The organism is Curtobacterium sp. USHLN213 (genome assembly GCF_037144815.1).
Lineage (GTDB): Bacteria > Actinomycetota > Actinomycetes > Actinomycetales > Microbacteriaceae > Curtobacterium.
The window spans coordinates 70,301-88,967 of sequence record NZ_JBBCYQ010000014.1 but is presented as its reverse complement, the minus strand read 5'-3'; the positions used below and the strand labels follow the sequence as shown (position 1 = coordinate 88,967).

21 protein-coding genes are annotated in these 18,667 nt (G+C 72.4%); 16 read left to right on the top strand and 5 right to left on the bottom strand.

Going from position 1 to position 18,667, the window contains the following annotated elements:
• Window positions 1-107: 107 nt before the first annotated feature.
• Window positions 108-563, bottom strand: coding sequence for a DUF3817 domain-containing protein (locus tag WFH25_RS17240; protein ID WP_071294172.1), 456 nt, complete (start codon window positions 561-563; stop codon window positions 108-110).
• 89 nt (window positions 564-652) lie between these two features.
• Here WFH25_RS17240 and WFH25_RS17235 point away from each other — a divergent pair, with 89 nt between their 5' ends.
• Together WFH25_RS17235 and WFH25_RS17230 are read left to right on the top strand one after the other, a co-directional pair.
• The gene (locus tag WFH25_RS17235; RefSeq protein WP_229084831.1) at window positions 653-1,429 is read left to right on the top strand and encodes a ThuA domain-containing protein; all 777 of its coding nucleotides are present in this window, start codon (window positions 653-655) and stop codon (window positions 1,427-1,429) included.
• Window positions 1,426-2,556, top strand: coding sequence for a GAF domain-containing protein (locus WFH25_RS17230; protein ID WP_336698736.1), 1,131 nt, complete (start codon window positions 1,426-1,428; stop codon window positions 2,554-2,556). Before WFH25_RS17235 ends, WFH25_RS17230 begins: the two co-directional genes overlap by 4 nt.
• A 29-nt stretch (window positions 2,557-2,585) precedes the next feature.
• Here WFH25_RS17230 and WFH25_RS17225 read toward each other — a convergent pair whose 3' ends face one another.
• Window positions 2,586-3,011, bottom strand: a complete 426-nt coding sequence (locus WFH25_RS17225; RefSeq protein WP_336698734.1) for a hypothetical protein — start codon at window positions 3,009-3,011, stop codon at window positions 2,586-2,588.
• 90 nt (window positions 3,012-3,101) lie between these two features.
• On the opposite strand from WFH25_RS17225, the gene WFH25_RS17220 reads away from it, so the two are divergent.
• The 8 genes from WFH25_RS17220 (at window position 3,102) to WFH25_RS17185 (ending at window position 10,078) form a co-directional block, all read left to right on the top strand.
• The gene (locus WFH25_RS17220) at window positions 3,102-3,764 is read left to right on the top strand and encodes a ScbR family autoregulator-binding transcription factor (RefSeq protein WP_336698733.1); all 663 of its coding nucleotides are present in this window, start codon (window positions 3,102-3,104) and stop codon (window positions 3,762-3,764) included.
• A 129-nt stretch (window positions 3,765-3,893) separates the two neighbouring features.
• On the top strand, window positions 3,894-4,772 hold the full coding sequence (locus tag WFH25_RS17215; RefSeq protein ID WP_336698731.1) for an aminoglycoside phosphotransferase family protein: 879 nt from the start codon (window positions 3,894-3,896) through the stop codon (window positions 4,770-4,772).
• A 60-nt stretch (window positions 4,773-4,832) separates the two neighbouring features.
• Complete coding sequence (locus WFH25_RS17210) at window positions 4,833-5,444, top strand: DUF6197 family protein (protein WP_336698730.1); 612 nt, start codon at window positions 4,833-4,835, stop codon at window positions 5,442-5,444.
• Complete coding sequence (locus WFH25_RS17205) at window positions 5,441-6,136, top strand: DinB family protein (protein ID WP_336698729.1); 696 nt, start codon at window positions 5,441-5,443, stop codon at window positions 6,134-6,136. Before WFH25_RS17210 ends, WFH25_RS17205 begins: the two co-directional genes overlap by 4 nt.
• 208 nt (window positions 6,137-6,344) lie before the next feature.
• A complete protein-coding gene (locus WFH25_RS17200; RefSeq protein ID WP_070417568.1) occupies window positions 6,345-6,992 on the top strand; it encodes an ABC transporter permease in 648 nt (215 codons plus the stop codon).
• On the top strand, window positions 6,979-8,247 hold the full coding sequence (locus tag WFH25_RS17195) for an ABC transporter ATP-binding protein (RefSeq protein WP_070417569.1): 1,269 nt from the start codon (window positions 6,979-6,981) through the stop codon (window positions 8,245-8,247). Before WFH25_RS17200 ends, WFH25_RS17195 begins: the two co-directional genes overlap by 14 nt.
• A complete protein-coding gene (locus WFH25_RS17190) occupies window positions 8,244-9,005 on the top strand; it encodes an ABC transporter permease (protein WP_261646858.1) in 762 nt (253 codons plus the stop codon). Before WFH25_RS17195 ends, WFH25_RS17190 begins: the two co-directional genes overlap by 4 nt.
• Window positions 9,002-10,078 (top strand): glycine betaine ABC transporter substrate-binding protein, encoded by a 1,077-nt coding sequence (locus tag WFH25_RS17185; protein WP_336698727.1) that lies wholly within the window; start codon window positions 9,002-9,004, stop codon window positions 10,076-10,078. The genes WFH25_RS17190 and WFH25_RS17185 overlap by 4 nt, the downstream gene beginning before the upstream one ends.
• A 145-nt stretch (window positions 10,079-10,223) precedes the next feature.
• Here the strand turns inward: WFH25_RS17185 and WFH25_RS17180 are convergent, their stop codons facing one another.
• Both WFH25_RS17180 and WFH25_RS17175 read right to left on the bottom strand, forming a co-directional pair.
• Complete coding sequence (locus WFH25_RS17180) at window positions 10,224-11,813, bottom strand: glycosyltransferase family 39 protein (protein WP_336698726.1); 1,590 nt, start codon at window positions 11,811-11,813, stop codon at window positions 10,224-10,226.
• Window positions 11,814-11,844: 31 nt separating this feature from the next.
• Window positions 11,845-12,477 (bottom strand): TetR/AcrR family transcriptional regulator, encoded by a 633-nt coding sequence (locus tag WFH25_RS17175; RefSeq protein ID WP_336698725.1) that lies wholly within the window; start codon window positions 12,475-12,477, stop codon window positions 11,845-11,847.
• Between the two features lie 80 nt (window positions 12,478-12,557).
• Here WFH25_RS17175 and WFH25_RS17170 point away from each other — a divergent pair, with 80 nt between their 5' ends.
• From WFH25_RS17170 to WFH25_RS17160, 3 genes are read left to right on the top strand one after another with little or no spacing between them, the layout of a single operon-like run.
• Entirely contained in the window at window positions 12,558-13,286 is a 729-nt protein-coding gene (locus WFH25_RS17170) for an ABC transporter ATP-binding protein (protein WP_070417572.1), read from the top strand.
• The gene (locus WFH25_RS17165) at window positions 13,283-14,560 is read left to right on the top strand and encodes an ABC transporter permease (protein WP_336698723.1); all 1,278 of its coding nucleotides are present in this window, start codon (window positions 13,283-13,285) and stop codon (window positions 14,558-14,560) included. Before WFH25_RS17170 ends, WFH25_RS17165 begins: the two co-directional genes overlap by 4 nt.
• Window positions 14,561-14,585: 25 nt before the next feature.
• A complete protein-coding gene (locus WFH25_RS17160) occupies window positions 14,586-15,113 on the top strand; it encodes a GNAT family N-acetyltransferase (RefSeq protein WP_070417574.1) in 528 nt (175 codons plus the stop codon).
• Window positions 15,114-15,145: 32 nt separating this feature from the next.
• Here WFH25_RS17160 and WFH25_RS17155 read toward each other — a convergent pair whose 3' ends face one another.
• Window positions 15,146-15,421 carry a hypothetical protein gene (locus WFH25_RS17155; protein ID WP_336698722.1) on the bottom strand — a complete coding sequence of 92 codons (276 nt, stop codon included), beginning with the start codon at window positions 15,419-15,421 and terminating at the stop codon, window positions 15,146-15,148.
• Between the two features lie 103 nt (window positions 15,422-15,524).
• Between WFH25_RS17155 and WFH25_RS17150 the strand changes: the two genes are divergently transcribed.
• The 3 genes from WFH25_RS17150 (at window position 15,525) to WFH25_RS17140 (ending at window position 18,452) form a co-directional block, all read left to right on the top strand.
• Window positions 15,525-16,196: a hypothetical protein gene (locus WFH25_RS17150; protein WP_071294162.1), complete on the top strand. Its 672-nt coding sequence runs from the start codon at window positions 15,525-15,527 to the stop codon at window positions 16,194-16,196.
• Window positions 16,197-16,560: 364 nt separating this feature from the next.
• Entirely contained in the window at window positions 16,561-18,006 is a 1,446-nt protein-coding gene (locus WFH25_RS17145) for a phytoene desaturase family protein (RefSeq protein ID WP_336698721.1), read from the top strand.
• 2 nt (window positions 18,007-18,008) lie between these two features.
• A complete protein-coding gene (locus WFH25_RS17140) occupies window positions 18,009-18,452 on the top strand; it encodes an SRPBCC family protein (RefSeq protein WP_336698720.1) in 444 nt (147 codons plus the stop codon).
• Window positions 18,453-18,667: the final 215 nt, after the last annotated feature.

Genomic DNA, 18,667 nt, shown 5'->3' with positions numbered 1-18,667 from the left:
CGCGCCTCCCGTCCGTCGTGTGGTCGCGACCCGGGCCGCGCTTCGTGAGCAGGAACGGTCGGGTCCGCATCACGAACCCGACCGTTCCTGCTCACGAAGGCAGCGCGTCAGCCGCGGGACGGGACGGGCGGGCCGGCGGCCAGCAGCGCCACGAACACCAGGGCGACGGCCACGACGCCGATGAGGATCGACACCGCCGGGTGCCGCACCACGAAGAACAGCAGGCGGTCCCAGAAGCCGACGCGCCCCTCGGCACCACGGCGCCACGGACCCTCGAGCATCCCGCGCCGGGCCACGGCGACCTCGAACGGCACCGTCGCGTACGGCACGACGGCACTCGCCCACCCGAGCACGAGCGCTCCGGCAGACCACCGCTGGTTCACCGCGACGACGGTCGTCACGACGAGGTACGCCAGGAACACGAACCCGTGCACCCCGCCCCCGATCCGGACGCCCCAGTCGCCGGCACCGAGGCCGTACTTGAGCACCATCCCGGCGATGAGCATGGTCCAGGTCACGAGTTCGGCGACCGCGGCGGCGCGGAACAGGGAGCGGGGAGTCATGCGGACATCGTCGCGGACGCCTCCCGGGAAAGCCCCGACACTCCGGTGGTCGTATCGATTCGACGACCAGGCGGACTAGCGTGGGAGCCATGTCGACGCCGACCGAATCCCGTCCCCTGAACATCGTCGTCTGGAACGAGAACGTGCACGAGAGCCGGGGTGACGAGACCGTCGTCGGGCACTACCCCGACGGCATGCACACCGTGATCGCCGCCGCGCTCCGCGAGCACCACCCCGACGCGACCGTGAGCACGGCCACCCTGCAGGAGCCCGACCACGGCATCACCGCCGAGCGCCTGGCCACCACCGACGTCCTGTTCTGGTGGGGCCACGCCGCCCACGACGAGGTCAGCGACGCCGTCGTCGACCTCGTGGTCGATGCCGTGCACGCGGGCATGGGCCTCGTGGTGCTGCACTCCGGGCACTACTCGAAGCCGTTCAAGCGCCTGATGGGCACGACCTGCTCCCTGAAGTGGCGCAACGACGGGGAGCGCGAGCTCGTCTGGACCGTGGCGCCCGAGCACCCGATCGCCGCGGGCGTCCCGCACCCGATCGTCATCGACCGCCAGGAGATGTACGGCGAGTACTTCGACATCCCGCGCCCCGACGAAGAGGTCTTCCTGTCGACGTTCGCCGGCGGCGAGGTCTTCCGCTCGGGCGTCGCGTACCGCCGGGGCCTCGGGAAGGTCTTCTACTTCTCCCCCGGTGACCAGGAGTACCCGGTGTACCACCACCCGGACATCCAGCGGGTGCTGTCGAACGCGGCCGCGTGGGCGGCGCCGGTGTCCGAGCGACGCGAACTGACCGCCGACCCCCACCCGCGGGACTGGTTCCTGGGCGAGGGTGCGGGTAGACAGGACGGGTGACCCACCTCGACGCCGCAGCGCACCGGTCGGCCGTGGTCGAGGCGCTCGGCGTCCTCGGCAGCGGCCCCGAGGAGCGCTTCGACCGCATCACCCGCATGACGCAGGAGGCCTTCGGGGTCCCGCTGTCCTTCCTCAACCTCGTGCACGACGGGCTCGTCACGGCGCAGTCCACGCAGGGCTGGCGTCAGGGCGGCAGCGCTCCGGCGGAGCAGGTGTTCTGCTCGACGACGGTCCTGACCGACGAGCCGATGGTGGTGCCGGACGCGACGCTCGACCCGCGGTTCGCCCACCTCGCCGCGGTCACCGAGCAGGGCATCCGGTTCTACGCGGGCGCGCCGCTGTCGATGCTCGACGGCACGCGCGTCGGCACGCTCTGCATCATGGACGCGACGCCGCGCACGCTGACGGCCGAGGACATCGACCTGCTCCGCGACCTCGCGCGCTGGGCGGAGCGGGAGCTCGGGCACACGATCGAGCGCGACCGGGTCCGGCGGGTCGTGGAGGGCCTGGTCCCCGGACCCGTCGAGGTCCCGGGGTACTCGCTGGAGGTGCTGACGCTCCCCCGCGAGGACTCCGGCGACGTCGCGGACTGGCGGGTCGCCGCCGACGGCCGCCTGCACTGCACCGTCGGAGCCGTCCCGGCAGCCGGTCGCGCCTCGGCACTGCTGGCAGCAGCGGTCCGGGCAGCCGTGATCGCGCGGACCGACGTCGACATGGAGACCGCGATCGTCGGCCTGGAGGCGCAGGTCGCCGCCGACCTGTCGGCTGCGGACACCGTCGGGTCGCTCTTCCACCTGCGGCTCGACCCCGCGTCGGGTCACGTCGTGTACGGGGACGCGGGGCACGGCCTCGCGGCCGTGGTGCGCGCGGACGGCGGTGCCGCGGTGCTCCGGTCGCACGACCTGCCGATCGGCCTGCAACCGGACGGGACGCCGCGGACCCCCGGTGCGCTCGACCTCGTGTCGGGAGACCGTGTCGTGCTGTGCACCGACGGACTGCTGGCCGCGGTCGGTGACCTCGACACGCTGATCGGATGGGTGCGAGGCGCTGACGACACCGCGAGCCTGGTCGACCGGGTCCGGGGCGTCGCCACGGCCGGCACGCTCCTCGTCCTCACGCGCGACTGAGCGCGACGGGCAGCCCGCGCCCGCGGTCGTCAGCGCTGCGCGGGCTTCGCGGTCAGGGACACGACCAGCAGCGTCGCGAGCATCCCGAACCCGGCGAGCTCGATCCCGAGGCCGGCGAGCTGCCAGTAGGCGCTCCCCACGATCTGCGGCTGCGTGATCGACTCCGGCCACCACCCGTTGATGAACGGGATCGACGCCGGGAACGGATCGAGGCCGAACACGACGAGCCCGCCGAGCAGGAGCACCACCCCGAGTGCCGCCATCGCGCCGCGCGACCCTCGGAGCATCCGGGCGACGAGCGCCGCGGCGATGCCGGCCAGCCCGACCACGGCGATCGCGAACGCCAGCACGACGACGGTCTGCGGCGCCAGCGCGACCCAGTCGAGCACGGCGATCGGCAGCAGCAGCCACCGACCCGTCCGTGCCCAGCGCACCGGGTTCCGCCATCCGTCCATGCCGGGAACCGTACGACAGCCGACCGGGGAGGTTCCCGGACGTCACCCGGACACCGCCTGGGACGGCCGCATCGGTACGCTTGCAGGATCATGGCGCAGGACGGTGGCACGCGGCAGCAGCGGGCGGTCGCCACCCGTGCCGCGATCCTCGACGCGGCGGCGGGCGAGTTCGACGAGCGCGGGTACCTCGGCACCTCGATGGACGCCGTCGCCGAGCGGGCCGGCCTCACCAAGGGTGCGCTGTACTTCCACTTCACGTCGAAGGCCGACCTCGCCGGCGCGGTGATCGCCCGGCAGCACGAGGTCTCCCGGCGGTACGGCGAGGCGGCGGCCGCCCGCGGGACGACCCCGCTCGAGGTGCTCATGTGGATGTCCCAGGGCCTCGCGTCGCAGATGATCCACGAGACCGTCGTGAGCGCCGGCATCCGTCTGTCCACCGAGGCCGCGACGGCGGACGTGGCCCGGCAGGACCCGTACGCCGACTGGATCGCCGTGGTGACCGACCTCGTCCGACAGGGCATCGACGCCGGCGAGGTCGACCCCGCGTGGGACCCGGAACTCGTCGGCCGCGTCGTCATCCCCGCGTACACGGGGGTGCAGACCGTCTCGGACGTCCTCGCCGACCGTGCGGACCTGTACGTCCGGCTCCGTGAGCTCCGGACGGTCCTGCTCGCGGCGATCGTCTCCGACCGGGTGCGCCCCGAGATCCCCCGGCTCGTCGCGCTCATCGCCCCGCTGCCCGACGACGCCTGACCCGACCGCCACGCGACGCGGGTCCCCCCATGGACACCCACGTCGCTGGTCCCTCGAGGCTACCGAGCGCCCATCCCGCCCGGCTCTCCCCAGTTCACGGGTGTGCGCGCCCCCGGCTACCCTGACCCGATGGCCACCCCCGCCGCCGAGGTCGACGTCGACGTCCCGCTCGTCGCCGCCCTGCTCCGCGACCAGCACCCGGACCTCGCGGACCTCCCGCTCGCGATCGTGGCGAGCGGCTGGGACAACGTCGTGGTCCGGCTCGGCGAGCTGCTCGCCGTACGGCTCCCCCGCCGGGCGGCCGCTGCGGCGCTCATCGAACACGAGCAGCGGTGGTTGCCGGAGATCGCGCACCGGGTGGCGGCGATCGTGCCCGTCCCCGATCCGGTCCGCACCGGACGCCCGGCCCTCGGGTACCCGTGGTCGTGGAGCGTCGTCCGCTGGCTGCCCGGCACCCCGGCGGGCGAACGCGCCGGCGGCGTGCAGGTGGCCGAGGCGCTCGCCGCGTTCGTCGAGCTGCTGCACGTCCCCGCGCCGCCGGACGCTCCCGTGAACCCCGTCCGCGCGGTGCCGCTCGCCACGCGCAGCGACAGCGTACTGACGCGACTCGCGACGGCGGACGTGCCCCGGGCCCGTGAACTCGCGGCAGTCTGGCGGACCGCGGCGGCGCTGCCCGCGTACGCCGGGCCTCCCGTCTGGGTGCACGGCGACCTGCACCCCTTCAACGTGCTCGTCGACACCGCGCCGGACGGCGGGACCCGCCTGTCGGCGGTCGTCGACTTCGGCGACGTGACGGCGGGCGACCCGGCCGTCGACCTCGCCACCGCGTGGCTCACGCTCGACCGGGAGGCGCGGCGCACCTTCCGCGCGCGCGTCGCGGCCGACGGCGACACCTGGGAACGGGCGCGTGCCTGGGCCGTCTCGATCGGTTCGGCACTCCACCTGTCCGACGACCGCGCGTTCCGCGCGGTCGCACGCCGGGTGATCGGAGAAGTGCTGGACGACTGAGTCCGCGCGGGGCTATCGTGACCGCACCAATCCGTGCACGTGAAGATCGGAGGGGCCGTCATGACCCTCGAGTTCCGCGTCCAGCACGACGTCGCCACCGACGCCTCTCCCGTCCCGTCCACCCCGACCCGCACCGGCTTCCGCGGGCTCCTCGACCGGTTCTCCGCACACCGTTCCGCTGCGCGCGACCGTCGCGTCGAGGCCCGGTTGCAGGAGCTGGACGACCTCGCCCGGCTGCTCTCCGGGGCACGCGGCGTCATCGAACGGGGGTGGATCCAGCACGCGTGGTTCGCGTACGTCGACGAGCACGGTCGGATGCGGAAGGCCTCCAGCGCCGCGGCGATGGACGTGCAGGGCCGCCCCCTCGTCGCCGCGTGCCTGGTCGGGTCCGTGGTCTCCGCTGCCGGTGGCCCGCACGCCGTGCACTCGCAGCAGGTCCAGCGCGCCCTCGACCTGGTGTGGCACGCCCTCGCCGTCGACGAGGGACAGCCGGTCCTCTGGTGCCCGGCGCCGGACGTCCGGATGGGACGGGTCCGCGACCTGACCAGCTGGAACGACGCCCCGGCGCGGAACTCCGGCGAGGTCGCCGGGCTCCTGCTCACCGCCGAACGGGTCGCCGTGCAGGAGTCGGAGCGCGTCCGCGAGCGTTCGGTGGCACGATCGAGGGCATGACGAGCGCCGACCCGGTCCCCGAGGTCCACCCCGCACCGGCAGCACCGACCATCGCCTCGAGCGGCGGCTCGATGCTGTCGGACGAGGGGTCGACGACCGGCATCGACGCCGAGGTCCTCAAGCGGACGCTGCACCGGTACCTGCAGAAGCACCGCGCGGCACTGGTCGCCAAGCTCGACGGGCTCGCCGAGCGGCAGGCACGGTGGCCGGTCACGCCGACCGGGACGAACGTGCTCGGTCTCGTGAAGCACGTCGCGGGCGTGCAGGCCATGTACTTCGGCGAGGTCTTCGGGCGCCCGCTGCCGGACCCGCCCGCCTGGCTCGAGTCCGAGGACGGCGACGACATGTACGCCACGCTCGACGAGACCCTGGACGACGTCGTCGCGTTCCACCACCGCAGCGCCGCGCACACCGACGCCACGATCGAGGCGCTCGACCTCGACGCCCGCGGGGTCGTTCCCTGGTGGCCGGAGGACCGCCGGCGGGTGACCCTGCACCGGATCCTCGTGCACATGGGGTACGAGACGGCCCGGCACGCGGGGCACGCCGACATCGTGCGCGAGATGCTCGACGGGCTCGCGGGTGACGGGGACGGCAACCTCGCCGAGAAGACCCCGGACGAGTGGGTCCTCTGGCGCGAGCACCTCGTCGACGTCGCCGAGCGGTCGGGACTCCGCGACCTCGGCGCATAGCCGACGACTGCTCGGGATCGTTACCGTTCTCCCAGGGTCGGGGCGCTGCACCTGTCCTGACCGGGTGTTTCCGGCTTCGCGGATCCGCAGGGAGTCGCTCCGGCGCCCGTCCCCGGTTGTGCGGTGACCCTGCCCCCTGCGTAGGTTCGAACCCACTTGTGCCCCGACCCGTGGGCAGTTCGGCCGACCGGAGGGGAGCGTTCTGCGCGTGTTCCAGTACATCGGGGAGCGGTGGGACCAGATCTGGTTCGCGTCGTGGCAGCACTTCTCACTGGTCGTCCAGTGCACGGTGCTCGCGACGCTCATCGCCGTGGTCCTCGCCACACTCGTCTACCGCAGCGAACGGCTCACCTCCGTCGCGAACGGGGTCTCGGCGATCGGCCTGACGCTCCCGTCCTTCGCGGTCATCGGCCTGCTCATCGTGCCGCTCGGCTTCGGCGTCGTGCCGTCCGTGGTGACGGTCGTCTTCTTCGCCACGCTGCCGATCCTGCGCAACGCCGTCGTCGGCCTCGCCGAGATCCCGCCGACGGTCGTCGAGTCGGCGCGGGGCATCGGCATGAGCCGGTTCCGGACCCTGCTCCAGGTCGAGCTGCCGATGGCGTGGCCGATCATCCTCAGCGGTGTGCGGGTGTCCGCGCAGATGGTGATGGGCATCGCCGCGATCGCCGCCTACGCGCTCGGCCCCGGGCTCGGCGGTTTCATCTTCTCCGGGCTGTCCCGCCTCGGCGGTGCGAACGCCCTCTTCTCCGTGACGGTCGGGGTGGTGGGGGTCGTCCTGCTCGCCCTCGTCCTCGACCTGCTCCTCCTCGGCCTCGGCCGTCTGACCATCTCGAGAGGTATCCGTGTCCAGCACTGACTCCGCCACCACCACCGCTCCCGCCGGCGACGTCACCGGCCGCCGCATCCTGCTCGACGAGGTCACGAAGCGGTACCCCGGTCAGACGAAGCCCGCGGTCGACGGCATCACGCTCGAGATCCCGGCCGGCAAGATCGTCATGCTCGTCGGCCCGTCCGGCTGCGGCAAGACGACCACGCTCAAGATGATCAACCGCCTGATCGAACCGACCGAGGGACGCATCGTCGTCGGCGAGGACGACGTCACGGGGATCGACGCGGACGAGCTCCGTCGCCGCATGGGCTACGTGATCCAGGCCGGCGGACTCTTCCCGCACATGACCGTGGCGGCGAACATCGCGATCGTCCCGAAGATGCTCGGGTGGTCGAAGGAGAAGATCGCGGCCCGCGTCGACGAGCTCCTCGACCTCGTCTCGCTCGACCCCGACACCTACCGCGACCGGTTCCCCCGCGAGCTCTCCGGCGGCCAGCAGCAGCGCGTCGGCGTCGCCCGGGCGCTCGCCGCGGACCCGCCCGTCCTGCTCATGGACGAGCCGTTCGGCGCGGTCGACCCGATCACCCGCCAGCGCCTGCAGGACGAGCTCCTCCGCATCCAGGAGGAGCTGCACAAGACGATCGTCATCGTGAGCCACGACTTCGACGAGGCCGTGAAGCTCGGCGACTGGATCGTGATCTTCACCGAGGGTGCCCACATCGTGCAGTACGACACCCCGGAGCGGATCCTCGCGGAACCGGCGAACGAGTTCGTCGAGAACTTCATCGGGTCCGGCGCCGGGCTCAAGCAGCTCACGCTGAACCGGGTCCGCGACGTCGAGCTCGCCCCCGCGGTGACCTGCTCGCCGGGCGAGGAGGCGAAGGCCGTGCTGCAGCGCATGCAGGAGGCCGGTGGCCACGGACACGCCGTCGTCGTCGACCGCCGACAGCGTCCGATCGGGTGGCCGACGCGTCGTCAGCTCGAGCGGCTCGACCGGATCCCGGAGGGCATCGAGCCCGACCTGCCCGTCGTGGGCGGGGCCGCCACCCTGAACGACGCGCTCGACACCATGCTCGTGTCGAGTGCCGGCGCCGCACTCGTGACCGGCCGCGGCGAGGCGTTCCAGGGCGTCATCACCGTCGAGACGGTCATGGACGCGATCACCCGGTCGCGTGCCGCCGCCGCCCAGGAGCAGGCCTACACGCCGGTCGGGACGAACACGAACCCGATCGAGACCATGCCGTCGTCGCCCGTGGTGGCGACCAGCGGGGAGGACCTGTGAGCGCGGTCGCCGCCGGGACGGGGACGGGCAGCCGCACCGGGTGGAAGGGGCTGCTCGTGCAGCCGATCGCCATCCTCGTGGTGCTCGCGGGGTTCGCGGTCTGGCTCGCCACGGCGGACCTCACGCCGACCGAGCGCACCACGCTCAACCCGGCGGACATCCTCGCGCTCACCGGGCAGCACCTCGTGCTGACCCTCGAGTCGACCGTGCTCGTGCTCGTGATCGGCATCCCGCTCGGCGTCCTGCTCACCCGCGGGCCGCTCCGCCGTGCGAGCGTGTACGTGCTCGCCGTCGCCAACTTCGGGCAGGCGGCACCGGCCGTCGGGCTCATCGTGCTGCTCGCCGCGTGGCTCGGCCTGAACTCGTGGTCGGCCGTCGTCGCCCTCGTGCTCTACGCGATCCTGCCGGTGCTCCGGAACACCATGATCGGCATCCAGAGCGTCGACTCGCGGTTGGTCGAGGCCGGGCGGGGCATGGGCATGAGCGCGTTCAGCGTGCTCATGAAGGTCGAGCTGCCGCTGGCCGTGCCGGTCATGCTCTCCGGCATCCGCACCGCGCTGGTGCTGCTCGTCGGCACCGCGAGCCTGGCGACGTTCGTCGGCGCCGGTGGCCTCGGACTGCTCATCACCACGGGCGTGAACCTGTTCCTGCCGAAGGTCCTCGTCTCCGGGGCGCTCCTCGTGGCGCTCCTCGCCCTGTCCATCGACTGGATCGGCCGCGTGGTCGAGACGGTCGCACGACCGAAGGGACTCCGATGACCCACGACGCCCCGAACGCGACCCACGACGTGCCGCGCGCCGATCTGCGGGGCGCACGCCGCGCCTCCCGTCCGACCGTCCGTCGCCGGGTCGCGACCGCCACCGCCGTGGCGGGCGCGGCCGCCCTCGTGCTGACCGGCTGCGGCCTGCAGCCGGCGACGTCCTTCGTCCCCGCCGCGGACCCCGGTTCGATCCAGCGCATCGACGACCTGCCGGACGGCGCGCACATCACCGTGACCTCGAAGAACTTCACCGAGCAGCTGGTGCTCGGCAAGATCGCCGTGCTGGCCGCGAAGGCCGCCGGGTTCGACGTCACCGACGAGACGAACGTGCCGGGCAGCGTCGCCGTCCGCGAGCTGATGACCTCGCACGGCGCCGACTTCACGTACGAGTACACGGGCACGGCCTGGCTGACCTTCATGGGCCACAGCGAGGGCATCCCGGACAAGACCGAGCAGTGGGAAGCGGTGAAGAAGGAGGACGCCGGCAACGGCCTCACCTGGCTCGAGCCGGCGCCGATGAACAACACGTACGCCTTCGCCGTCCGCGACGAGGCCGTGTCGGAACTCGGTGACATCAAGACGCTCTCCGACATCACGAAGCTCCCCGTCAGCGATCGCACGTTCTGCGTCGAGTCCGAGTTCAACTCTCGTGCCGACGGCTTCAAGCCGATGCTGCAGAAGTACGGGCTCGAGCTCGGCGGCTCGGGCGACAACGGCATCCCGACGAAGAACGTCAGCATCCTCGACACCGGCACGGTCTACACCGCGACCGATCGTGGCAAGTGCAACTTCGGTGAGGTCTTCACCACCGACGGCCGCATCAAGTCGCTCGGGCTCACCGTGCTCGAGGACGACAAGGGCTTCTTCCCGGCGTACAACGTCGCGCCCGTGCTCGACTCGGCGACGCTGAAGGAGTACCCGCAGCTCGAGGACGTCTACGACCAGATCTCGCCGAAGCTCACGGACGCCGTGCTGCAGGAGCTGAACCGGCAGGTCGACGTCGAGGGTCGCGAGCCCGCCGACGTCGCCTTCGACTGGATGGTCAAGGAGGGCTTCATCACGAAGCCGTGACGGGCGCGCGCCGCGCGCCGCGCGCGCGCCGCGCGCTCGCATCGTGAGCAGAAATGGTCGGGTCCCCGAGCGGCACCCGACCATTTCTGCTCACCATGCGACGGACGGGAGGCGCGTGGCGGCCCCGCCCCGCGCCTCCCGGCCGCTACTGGCCCGTGATGCGCTCCCACCGATCGACCACGCCGGCGCCCACGACGGTCCGGTCCGCGCGCTCGAAGCCGAGGTCCTCGAGCGTCGCCGCGACCTGACGGCCCTCGGCGTCACCGCGCTCGTTGCCGAGGAACCACACCCGGTCGAGGTCGGCCGTCCGGTCGGGGAGCAGTCGTGCCGGGGCGCCGTTCGACTCCCAGAGGTGCCCGTCACGGGCCGCGTCGGTCACCGTGCCGAGGTCGCGCATGCCGTCGAACGCCCGCGGGTAGGCGATCGAGACGAGGTGCGAGTTGGCCCAGTGCGCGTCGTCGAGCGAGCCGAACCACACACCCTCGGTGTCGCCCGGGTGGCGCTGCTCGGCCACGGTCGCGGCGGTCGGTGCCCAGTACCCGTCGGCCTTCGTCTCCGGGAGCCGCAGGGCCACGAGGTTCGGGACCGCGGTCGCCACGAGGAGGGCACCGGCCAGGACGCGGAGCCACCGGCGACCGAGCGCGAGTACGCCGGCTGCGAGGAGGACCGCGACGAACGGCGCACTCATCGACGCGTACTGCGGGGCGTAGGTCCGGATGCCGGCAGCGGTGGCGGTGATGAGCAGGAGGCTCGGCAGGAACGCGAGCGGCAGCACGAGCAGCACCGGCTCGACCGGCGCGGCGCCCGTCCGGTCGGGACGAGCCGGCGCCGGGCGAGGGCTCCGGATGCGGATGCGGTGGCGGATCGTCGCGGCCACCGCGATGCCGATCAGGGTCCAGGCGACGGGGACGACGGCGAGCGTCACGATGCCCGCGGGCGTGAAGTCGATCGCCGAGCGGAACCACCCGTCCACGACGAAGAACCGGACGGTCCGCGCGGACACCGACTCGATCCAGGCGACCTGCTGCGCCTGCGACATGAGCACGACGGCGTACGGGACGGTCGCGAGGCCGACGGCACCGGCGGCCACGGCCCAGGCGACGAGGGCTCGAGGTGCGACGCGGACGACGCCCGGGGTCGTCCCGCGCGCCGACGACCGCGCCACGAGCAGCAGCGCGGCACCGTGCGCGACGACGAGCAGCACGAGCCAGAGGTTGAGGAGGACGCCGAGGGCCGCGACCAGCCCGTACACCGCCCATGCCCGGCGCGCCGGGCCTCCGGTGCGTCGTGCAGCGGTGAGCAGCAGCAGGGTCGAGCCGACCGCGACCAGCATGACGAAGCCGTACATGCGGCCCTCGCCCGCTGCCCACACGACGCGGGGAACCAGGGCGAAGGCGAGCCCGCTCGCGAAGCCGAGGCGTGCGCCGCCCAGGGTCCGCCCGAGGACGACGAGCAGCGCGGCGGTGACGGCCACGGCGGCGGCCGAGACGAGGCGGATCGTCAGGATCGAGTGTCCGGCGACGGCCGTGATCAGCTTGACGACGGCGTAGTACAGGCCGTGCACCGCGTCGATCGTGCCGAGCTCGGCCCAGAGCTCGCGCCAGGTCCGACCGGTGCTCGTGAGGGTCGCTGCCTCGTCCGACCAGGCGGACGGTACCCAGATGCCGACGCAGGTGACCAGGAACACGAGGACGCCGATGGACACCGGAGCGCGCCACATCATGTTGTATTTCACATATTGAGTGTGTGGGATATATCGAACTGTGTCAACGGCTGCCCGTGATGCGGGCCGCGGTGTCGCGGATCGTGGCGACCACCCGCGCGCGGACCTCCTCCGGGTCCGACCCCTCGTGGCGCGCCGAGCTCCGCAGCCCGGTCATGCACATGCCGAGCAGCATCTCGGCCGCCTGGGGTGTGGCCGCGTCCGGACCCCAGGCCGGGTCCCGCTCGAGGATCGTCCGGACCGCGCCCGTCATCGCCTCGGCGACCGTGGTCATCCGGGAGACCTGGCGGCGCATGAGCTGCGGGAAGCGCACGATCACCTCCTTCCGGGCGAGCCGCTCGTGCTCGTCACCGAAGGACTCCCCGAACACCAGGAACGCCAGGTCCACCACGGCCTGTGCCGCGGGCTCCCCCGCGACGGCGGCCAGGTGGGCGTCGAGCGTCTCGGGCGCGAGGTCGAGCTCGGTGTGCCCGAGGACCGCGTCCTCCTTGCTCTCGAAGTAGTTGAAGAACGTGCGCGGGGAGACCTCGGCGCGCGCGGCGATCTGCTCGATCGTGGTGCGGTCGATGTCCTGTTCGAGTGCGAGGGAGCGTGCCGCCTCGGCGATCCGGTGCCGGGTCTCGAGGCGTTTGCGGTCGCGGAGGCCCATCTCGGAGGCGGGCGCGGTGTCGGGCATGGCCCGACTGTAACCGGAACGTCACATCGTTTACAGCAAACGCAAACTTGCAGTCGTGCAGCGGACAGTACGGTGGGCGCATGACCACTCCCGTGCTCGAGGCCCGTGGCCTCGCCAGGACCTACGGCCGCGGCGCGACGCGGTTCGACGCGCTCAAGGGGGTGTCGCTGCAGGTGAACCAGGGCGAGAGCCTCGCGATCGTCGGCAAGTCCGGCTCCGGGAAGTCCACGCTCATGCACCTCCTCGCGCTGCTCGACAAGCCGTCGGCGGGCCAGGTGCTCCTCGACGGCACCGACGCCGCGACGCTCAGCGCGCGGCAGGTGAACCGCACGCGGAACAGCACCTTCGGGTTCGTCTTCCAGCAGTTCTTCCTCACGCCGAAGACCTCGGTGCTCGAGAACGTCGTGCTCCCGTTGAAGATCGCCGGCGTCTCCGGTGCCGAGCGGAAGCGCCGGGGCATGGCCGCACTCGACGCCCTCGGCCTGGCCGACAAGGCGAAGAACGACGCCAACGACCTGTCCGGTGGGCAGAAGCAGCGCGTGGTCATCGCGCGTGCACTGGTCGGGGAGCCGAGCGTCATCTTCGCGGACGAGCCGACCGGCAACCTCGACACGAACACGGGGCAGGTGGTCGAGGACATGCTCTTCGGGCTGCAGCGCGACCGGGGCATCACCCTCGTGGTCGTCACCCACGACGAGGAACTCGCCGAACGCTGCGACCGGCGCGTCAACGTGCGCGACGGACTCATCGTGGGCGGGAGCGACGACGCCGTCGACGCGCCGGCCACCCACGGAAGGCACTCCGCATGAACGTCCTCGACCTCTTCCGCACCGCGGTCGCGAACACCTTCCGGTCGAAGCTGCGCACGACGCTGACGGTCATCGCCATCTTCATCGGCGCGTTCACGATCACCCTGACCTCGGCCATCGGCACGGGCGTCAGCAACTACATCGACACCCAGGTGGCCTCCATCGGCGACACCGGGTCGCTGACGATCACCAAGGCCGTCGAGTCGTCGACCGACTCCGGGCCGGCGAAGTACGACCCCGACGAGTCGAGCCAGAGCGTGGACCGCGGGCCGGCCTCGTTCGCGTACCTGTCGCAGTCCGATGTCGCCAAGATCACGGACGTCTCGGGGGTGAAGAGCGTCCGCCCCGCCGTCGCCCTGAGCACGAAGTGGGTCGAGTACGACGGGAAGGGCAAGTACGTCGTCGACATCGCCGCCAACGCCGGGGAGCTCGACGCCGACCTCGCCGCCGGGAAGCAGCTCGACGACGCGTCCTCCGCCGGCAACCAGGTGCTCCTGCCCACGAACTACCTGGAGAACCTGGGGCTCGGCAGCGCGAAGGCCGCCGTGGGCAAGGAGCTGACCGTCGCGGTCGACGACTACCAGGGCAAGGAGCACACCCTGACCGCCACGATCGCGGGGGTGCAGAACGAGTCGCTGTTCGGCGGCGGTGCCGGTGCGAACGCTGCGCTCACCGACGCGATGCAGGCCGCGCAGGAGACCGGCAAGCCCTCGTCGATCGACACCTCGTACGCCAGCGCCACCGCCACGCTCGACAGCGGTGCGTCGGCCAGCAGCGTGAAGAGCGCCCTGTCGAAGGACGGCTACACCGGGCAGACCATCCAGGACCAGCTCGGCCAGTTCCAGACGGTCATCAACGGCATCGTCGGCGTGCTCAACGCCTTCGCCGTGATCGCGCTCGTCGCGGCCGGGTTCGGCATCATCAACACGCTGCTCATGAGCGTGCAGGAGCGCACGCGTGAGATCGGCCTGATGAAGGCGATGGGCATGGGCGGCGGGAAGGTCTACACGCTGTTCTCGCTCGAGGCCGTGTTCATCGGGTTCCTCGGCAGTGCGATCGGTGCGGGCGTGGCGATCCTGCTCGGCACGGGGATCTCGAACGTCCTCGCCGGGACCGTCCTGAAGGACCTGCCGGGGCTGCAGATCATGCAGTTCGCGCCGTCCTCGGTGATCACGATCATCCTCGTGGTGATGTTCATCGCCTTCCTCGCGGGCACGCTGCCGGCGCGTCGGGCGGCCCGGCAGAACCCGATCGAGGCGCTCCGGTACGAGTAGGCGCACGCGTGCCTAGTCTCGAGGGGTGGCGGCGTTCGGACGGGACCTCGGGGACGGGTACACGCTGACGCTGCGCGACCTCACCACCGTCCGGCCGCTGCACGAGCTCGTCGTCGCGAACGCCGACCGGCTCCGTGCCGCGGAGCCGTGGGCGTGGCAGGAGCAGACCGTCGAGACGATCGGCCTGCACACCGAACACCTGCTCGGCCAGTACGCGATGGACCGGGCGCTGCCCTGCGTCATCCGGCAGGACGACCGGGTCGTGGGTGCCGCCTCGCTCGCCTTCGACCCGTACCTGGGGCAGGCATCGCTCGGCTACTGGGTGGACGCGGGCCAGGAGGGACGGGGTGTCGCCCGGCGCGCCGCCACCGTCCTCGTCGGGGTGGCCCGGGCGCGGGGCGCCGCGCGTGCCGAGATCCGGACGGCGGTCGACAACGTGCGCAGCCGGGGCCTCGCCGAGCGGCTCGGCTTCACGCACGAGGGCACCCTGCGGAGCGCGATGCCGCTGGGGCCGGTGCGGGTGGACGTCGCCGTGTACGGCCTCGTGTTCTGAGCGGGCAGCCCCGGGGCCCAGGGCCGACCGGGTCAGCGGCCCTGCGTCGCGCCCGACCACACGGCGAACGCGCCGCCCACCACGAGCAGCACGAGCAGCAGGATCCACACCGCCAGTGCGACGAGGTTCAGGAGGATCCCCCACCCGGCACGCCCGCGGGCGAACGGTTCGCGGCTCCGCGAGGCGACGCCGAGGCACAGCCCGACGATCGGCGCGACGAACGTCCAGCCGGCGAGCAACGAGCAGACGCCGAGGACGAGACTCGCCGTGCCGAGCCCGGTGCGGGGGGATTCCGAGTACGTGACCATGCACCCGACGCTACGGGTCCGTGGGAGGCGGGTCGTCCCTCCAGGGCCTGATCCGGGTCCACCTGCGGACGGATGGTCACCGGACGCCGGTATCGTCGACTGCATGGCCTTGTTCGGACGACGCAGCAAGCACGACGTGCGCGACCGACCCGTCAGTCAGGTCGAACTGAAGCGCGCCGTCGACGAGGGCTTCCTCATCGCGAAGGCCGCGGTCACCATCGCCGTGGGCAACCGGATCATCACGAACGCCCTCCGCGACGAGGGGTACTTCGACCACGCCGTCATCGCCGACGCCGCGCGCGAGGAACTCCACCGCATGGCCGAGGAACAGCGCGGCGACGCTGCCCGGATGCGCGAGATCCGCTCGAGGTCGAGCAAGCAGAAGGGCCGTTCGCGGCACCAGCACGACTACCGCCGCGGTGACGACCTCAAGCTCCGCACGCGTGAGGCGACGTACGAGCAGCTCGCGACGATGCTCGACAAGCGCCGGGACGACCAGGGCTTCGTCGACGGCATCGTCCTCGCCGCCCGTGCCCGCGCCTGGGACGACATCGGCACGACCGTCGTCGGGCGGCTCGGGTGGGCGCAGCGTCCGGCGGACGACTACGAGGTCGGGCGCGACGACCGGCTGCAGCAGATGCTCGACGAGGACTTCGCGGCGCTGCTGGCGGAGCACCCGGTGGGGTCGACCCCGGTGGACGCCGACGAGCCCGACGCAGCGGACGCGGGCGACGACGGGTCGGACCCGGCGGACCCGGACGCGGCGCGCGTCTGACCGGACCGGCCGTCGGAGCGCAGCGATCTCGACGGCGTCGCGGCCCGTCGCCGCCAACCGGCCCGCGCCTGATGCCCGGCACCTCGATCCACGCGCTGCGGCTCGGAGCGGATCTGCTGAAGTCGTCCGCGCCGTGACCGTTCCGGTTCGCGGATCACGGGGTTCGCGAACCGGAACGGTCATCTGCAGGACCGGGAACGGCCCTGGAACGGACGCGATGCCGGGCTGCACGCGGGGGCGTGGCAGACCCGCGCCTCCAGGACGCCGAACGGTGCGGAGCGCACCTCGATCACCGTTCGCCGTGAGGGGGATGCGGGCGCGCTGCCCGAGACGGCGCGCAGCAGCGGTCCCTAGGCTCGGGGGCATGGTGGATGCGGTGGTCGTCGGAGCCGGACCGAACGGACTCGCGGCGGCGGTGACGCTCGCGCGTGCCGGGCTGTCGGTCGAGGTCGTCGAACGCGCCGACACGATCGGCGGTGGTGCGCGGACCGCCGAACTCACGCTGCCCGGGTTCCTGCACGACGTGTGCTCCGCCGTGCACCCGATGGCGCTGCAGTCCGAGTTCTTCCGGCGCTTCCGCCTCGAGGACCGCATCGAACTCCGCCTGCCCGAGGTCCAGTACGGGCACCCGCTCGACGGCGGCCGTGCCGGGATCGCGTACCAGGACCTCGCGCGCACCGCCGAGTCGCTCGGCATCGACGGCCCGGCGTTCCGGCAGCTCATGGCCCCCCTGTCCGGCAACGCCGACCAGGTCGCCGACTTCGCCACCGGCGCCCTGCTGCACGTCCCACGGCACCCGCTGAGCGTCCTCCGGTTCGGGTTGCGGGCGCTGGAGCAGGGCACGAGTGCGTGGAACCTCCGTTTCCGCGACGAGGTCGCCCCCGCCATGGTCTCCGGCGTCGCGGCCCACTCGATCCAGCACATGCCGTCCCTCGCCACGGCCGCCGCCGCGCTGTCCCTCGGCGCCTACGCGCACGCGCGGGGCTGGCCCGTCCCGATCGGCGGCAGCCAGGCGATCGTCGACGCGCTCGCCGCCGACCTCGTCGCGCACGGCGGCCGGATCGAGACCGGGCGCGAGGTCCGCTCGCTCGCCGACCTCACCCCGGCCAAGGCGGTGCTGTTCGACACGAGCGTCCCCGGGATGCTGCGGATCGCCGGGAAGCAGATCCCGACGCCGCGACGGGGTGCCCTCCGGCGCTTCCGGTTCGGCAACGCCGCCGCGAAGGTCGACTTCGCGCTCTCCGATCCGGTCCCGTGGACGAACGAGGCGCTCCGCCGCGCCGGCACGGTGCACATCGGCGGGACCCGCGCCGAGATCGCGGCCGCCGAGGGCGCGGTCGCACGCGGCCAGCACGCCGAGCGTCCGTACGTGCTCGGCTCGGAGCCCACCGTGGTCGACCCGAGCCGCGCGCCCGTGGGCAAGCACGTCTTCTGGGCGTACGCGCACGTCCCCGCCGGGTCGGACGTCGACCAGACCGAGGCGATCACGCGGCAGATCGAGCGGTTCGCGCCCGGCTTCCGCGACACCGTCCTGCAGTCGAGCAGCCGCACCGCGGTCGAGATGGGCGCGTACAACCCGAACTACGTCGGCGGTGACATCGCCGCGGGTGCCGCGAGCTTCTGGCAGCTGGTCAAGCGTCCGGTGCTGTCGTCCGACCCGTGGCGCATGGGCGGCGGCATGTACCTCTGCTCCGAGGCGTCCGCCCCCGGCCCCGGTGTGCACGGCATGGCCGGCTGGCACGCGGCCCGGAGCGCCCTGCGGCACACGTTCGGGCTGCCCGAGCACGTCGATCTCACACCGGAGGACTGACCATGGCGAAGAACGTCCGCATCCTGCACTGCCGCCCGGAGAACGTCTTCGACGTGCTCGCGGACGGCTGGCTCTTCACGACGTGGGTCGTCGGCGCCTCGCGGATGCGCGGGCAGGACCCGGGCTGGCCGGCGGTCGGCACCCGCCTGCACCACTCGTTCGGCGTCTGGCCGCTCGTGATCGACGACGTGACGACGGTCCTCGAGTGGGACGCCCCGCACCGCATGGTCATCCAGCCGAAGGGGTGGCCCCTCGGCGAGGCCCGGGTCGAGCTCGTCGTCGAGGAGCACCGCCGTGGCTGCAAGGTCACCATCGTGGAGAACGCCGTGGCGGGGCCGGGCTCCTGGGTGCCGGACCTCCTGATGCAGCCGATGATCTGGATCCGCAACCGCGAGACGCTGCGGCGGCTCGGCTGGGTGGCCGCGGGTCGCGTCGCGACGTCCTGAGGGACGGGAGGCGCGGTGCGGGCCCGCACCGCGCCTCCAGTCCGTCCTGTGGTCGCCGACTGACCGCGGGGCCGGGGTACACACCGGTCCGCCGCGTGCCCGACCGACCCGATCCGGTGCGCATCCGCCTGCTTCCCCGAGCTGGTGCGGTTCGACGCGGCGCACGCGCCGGGGTGGGGTGCCGACCGGACCTGGCGAACGCCTCCGAGCAGCCT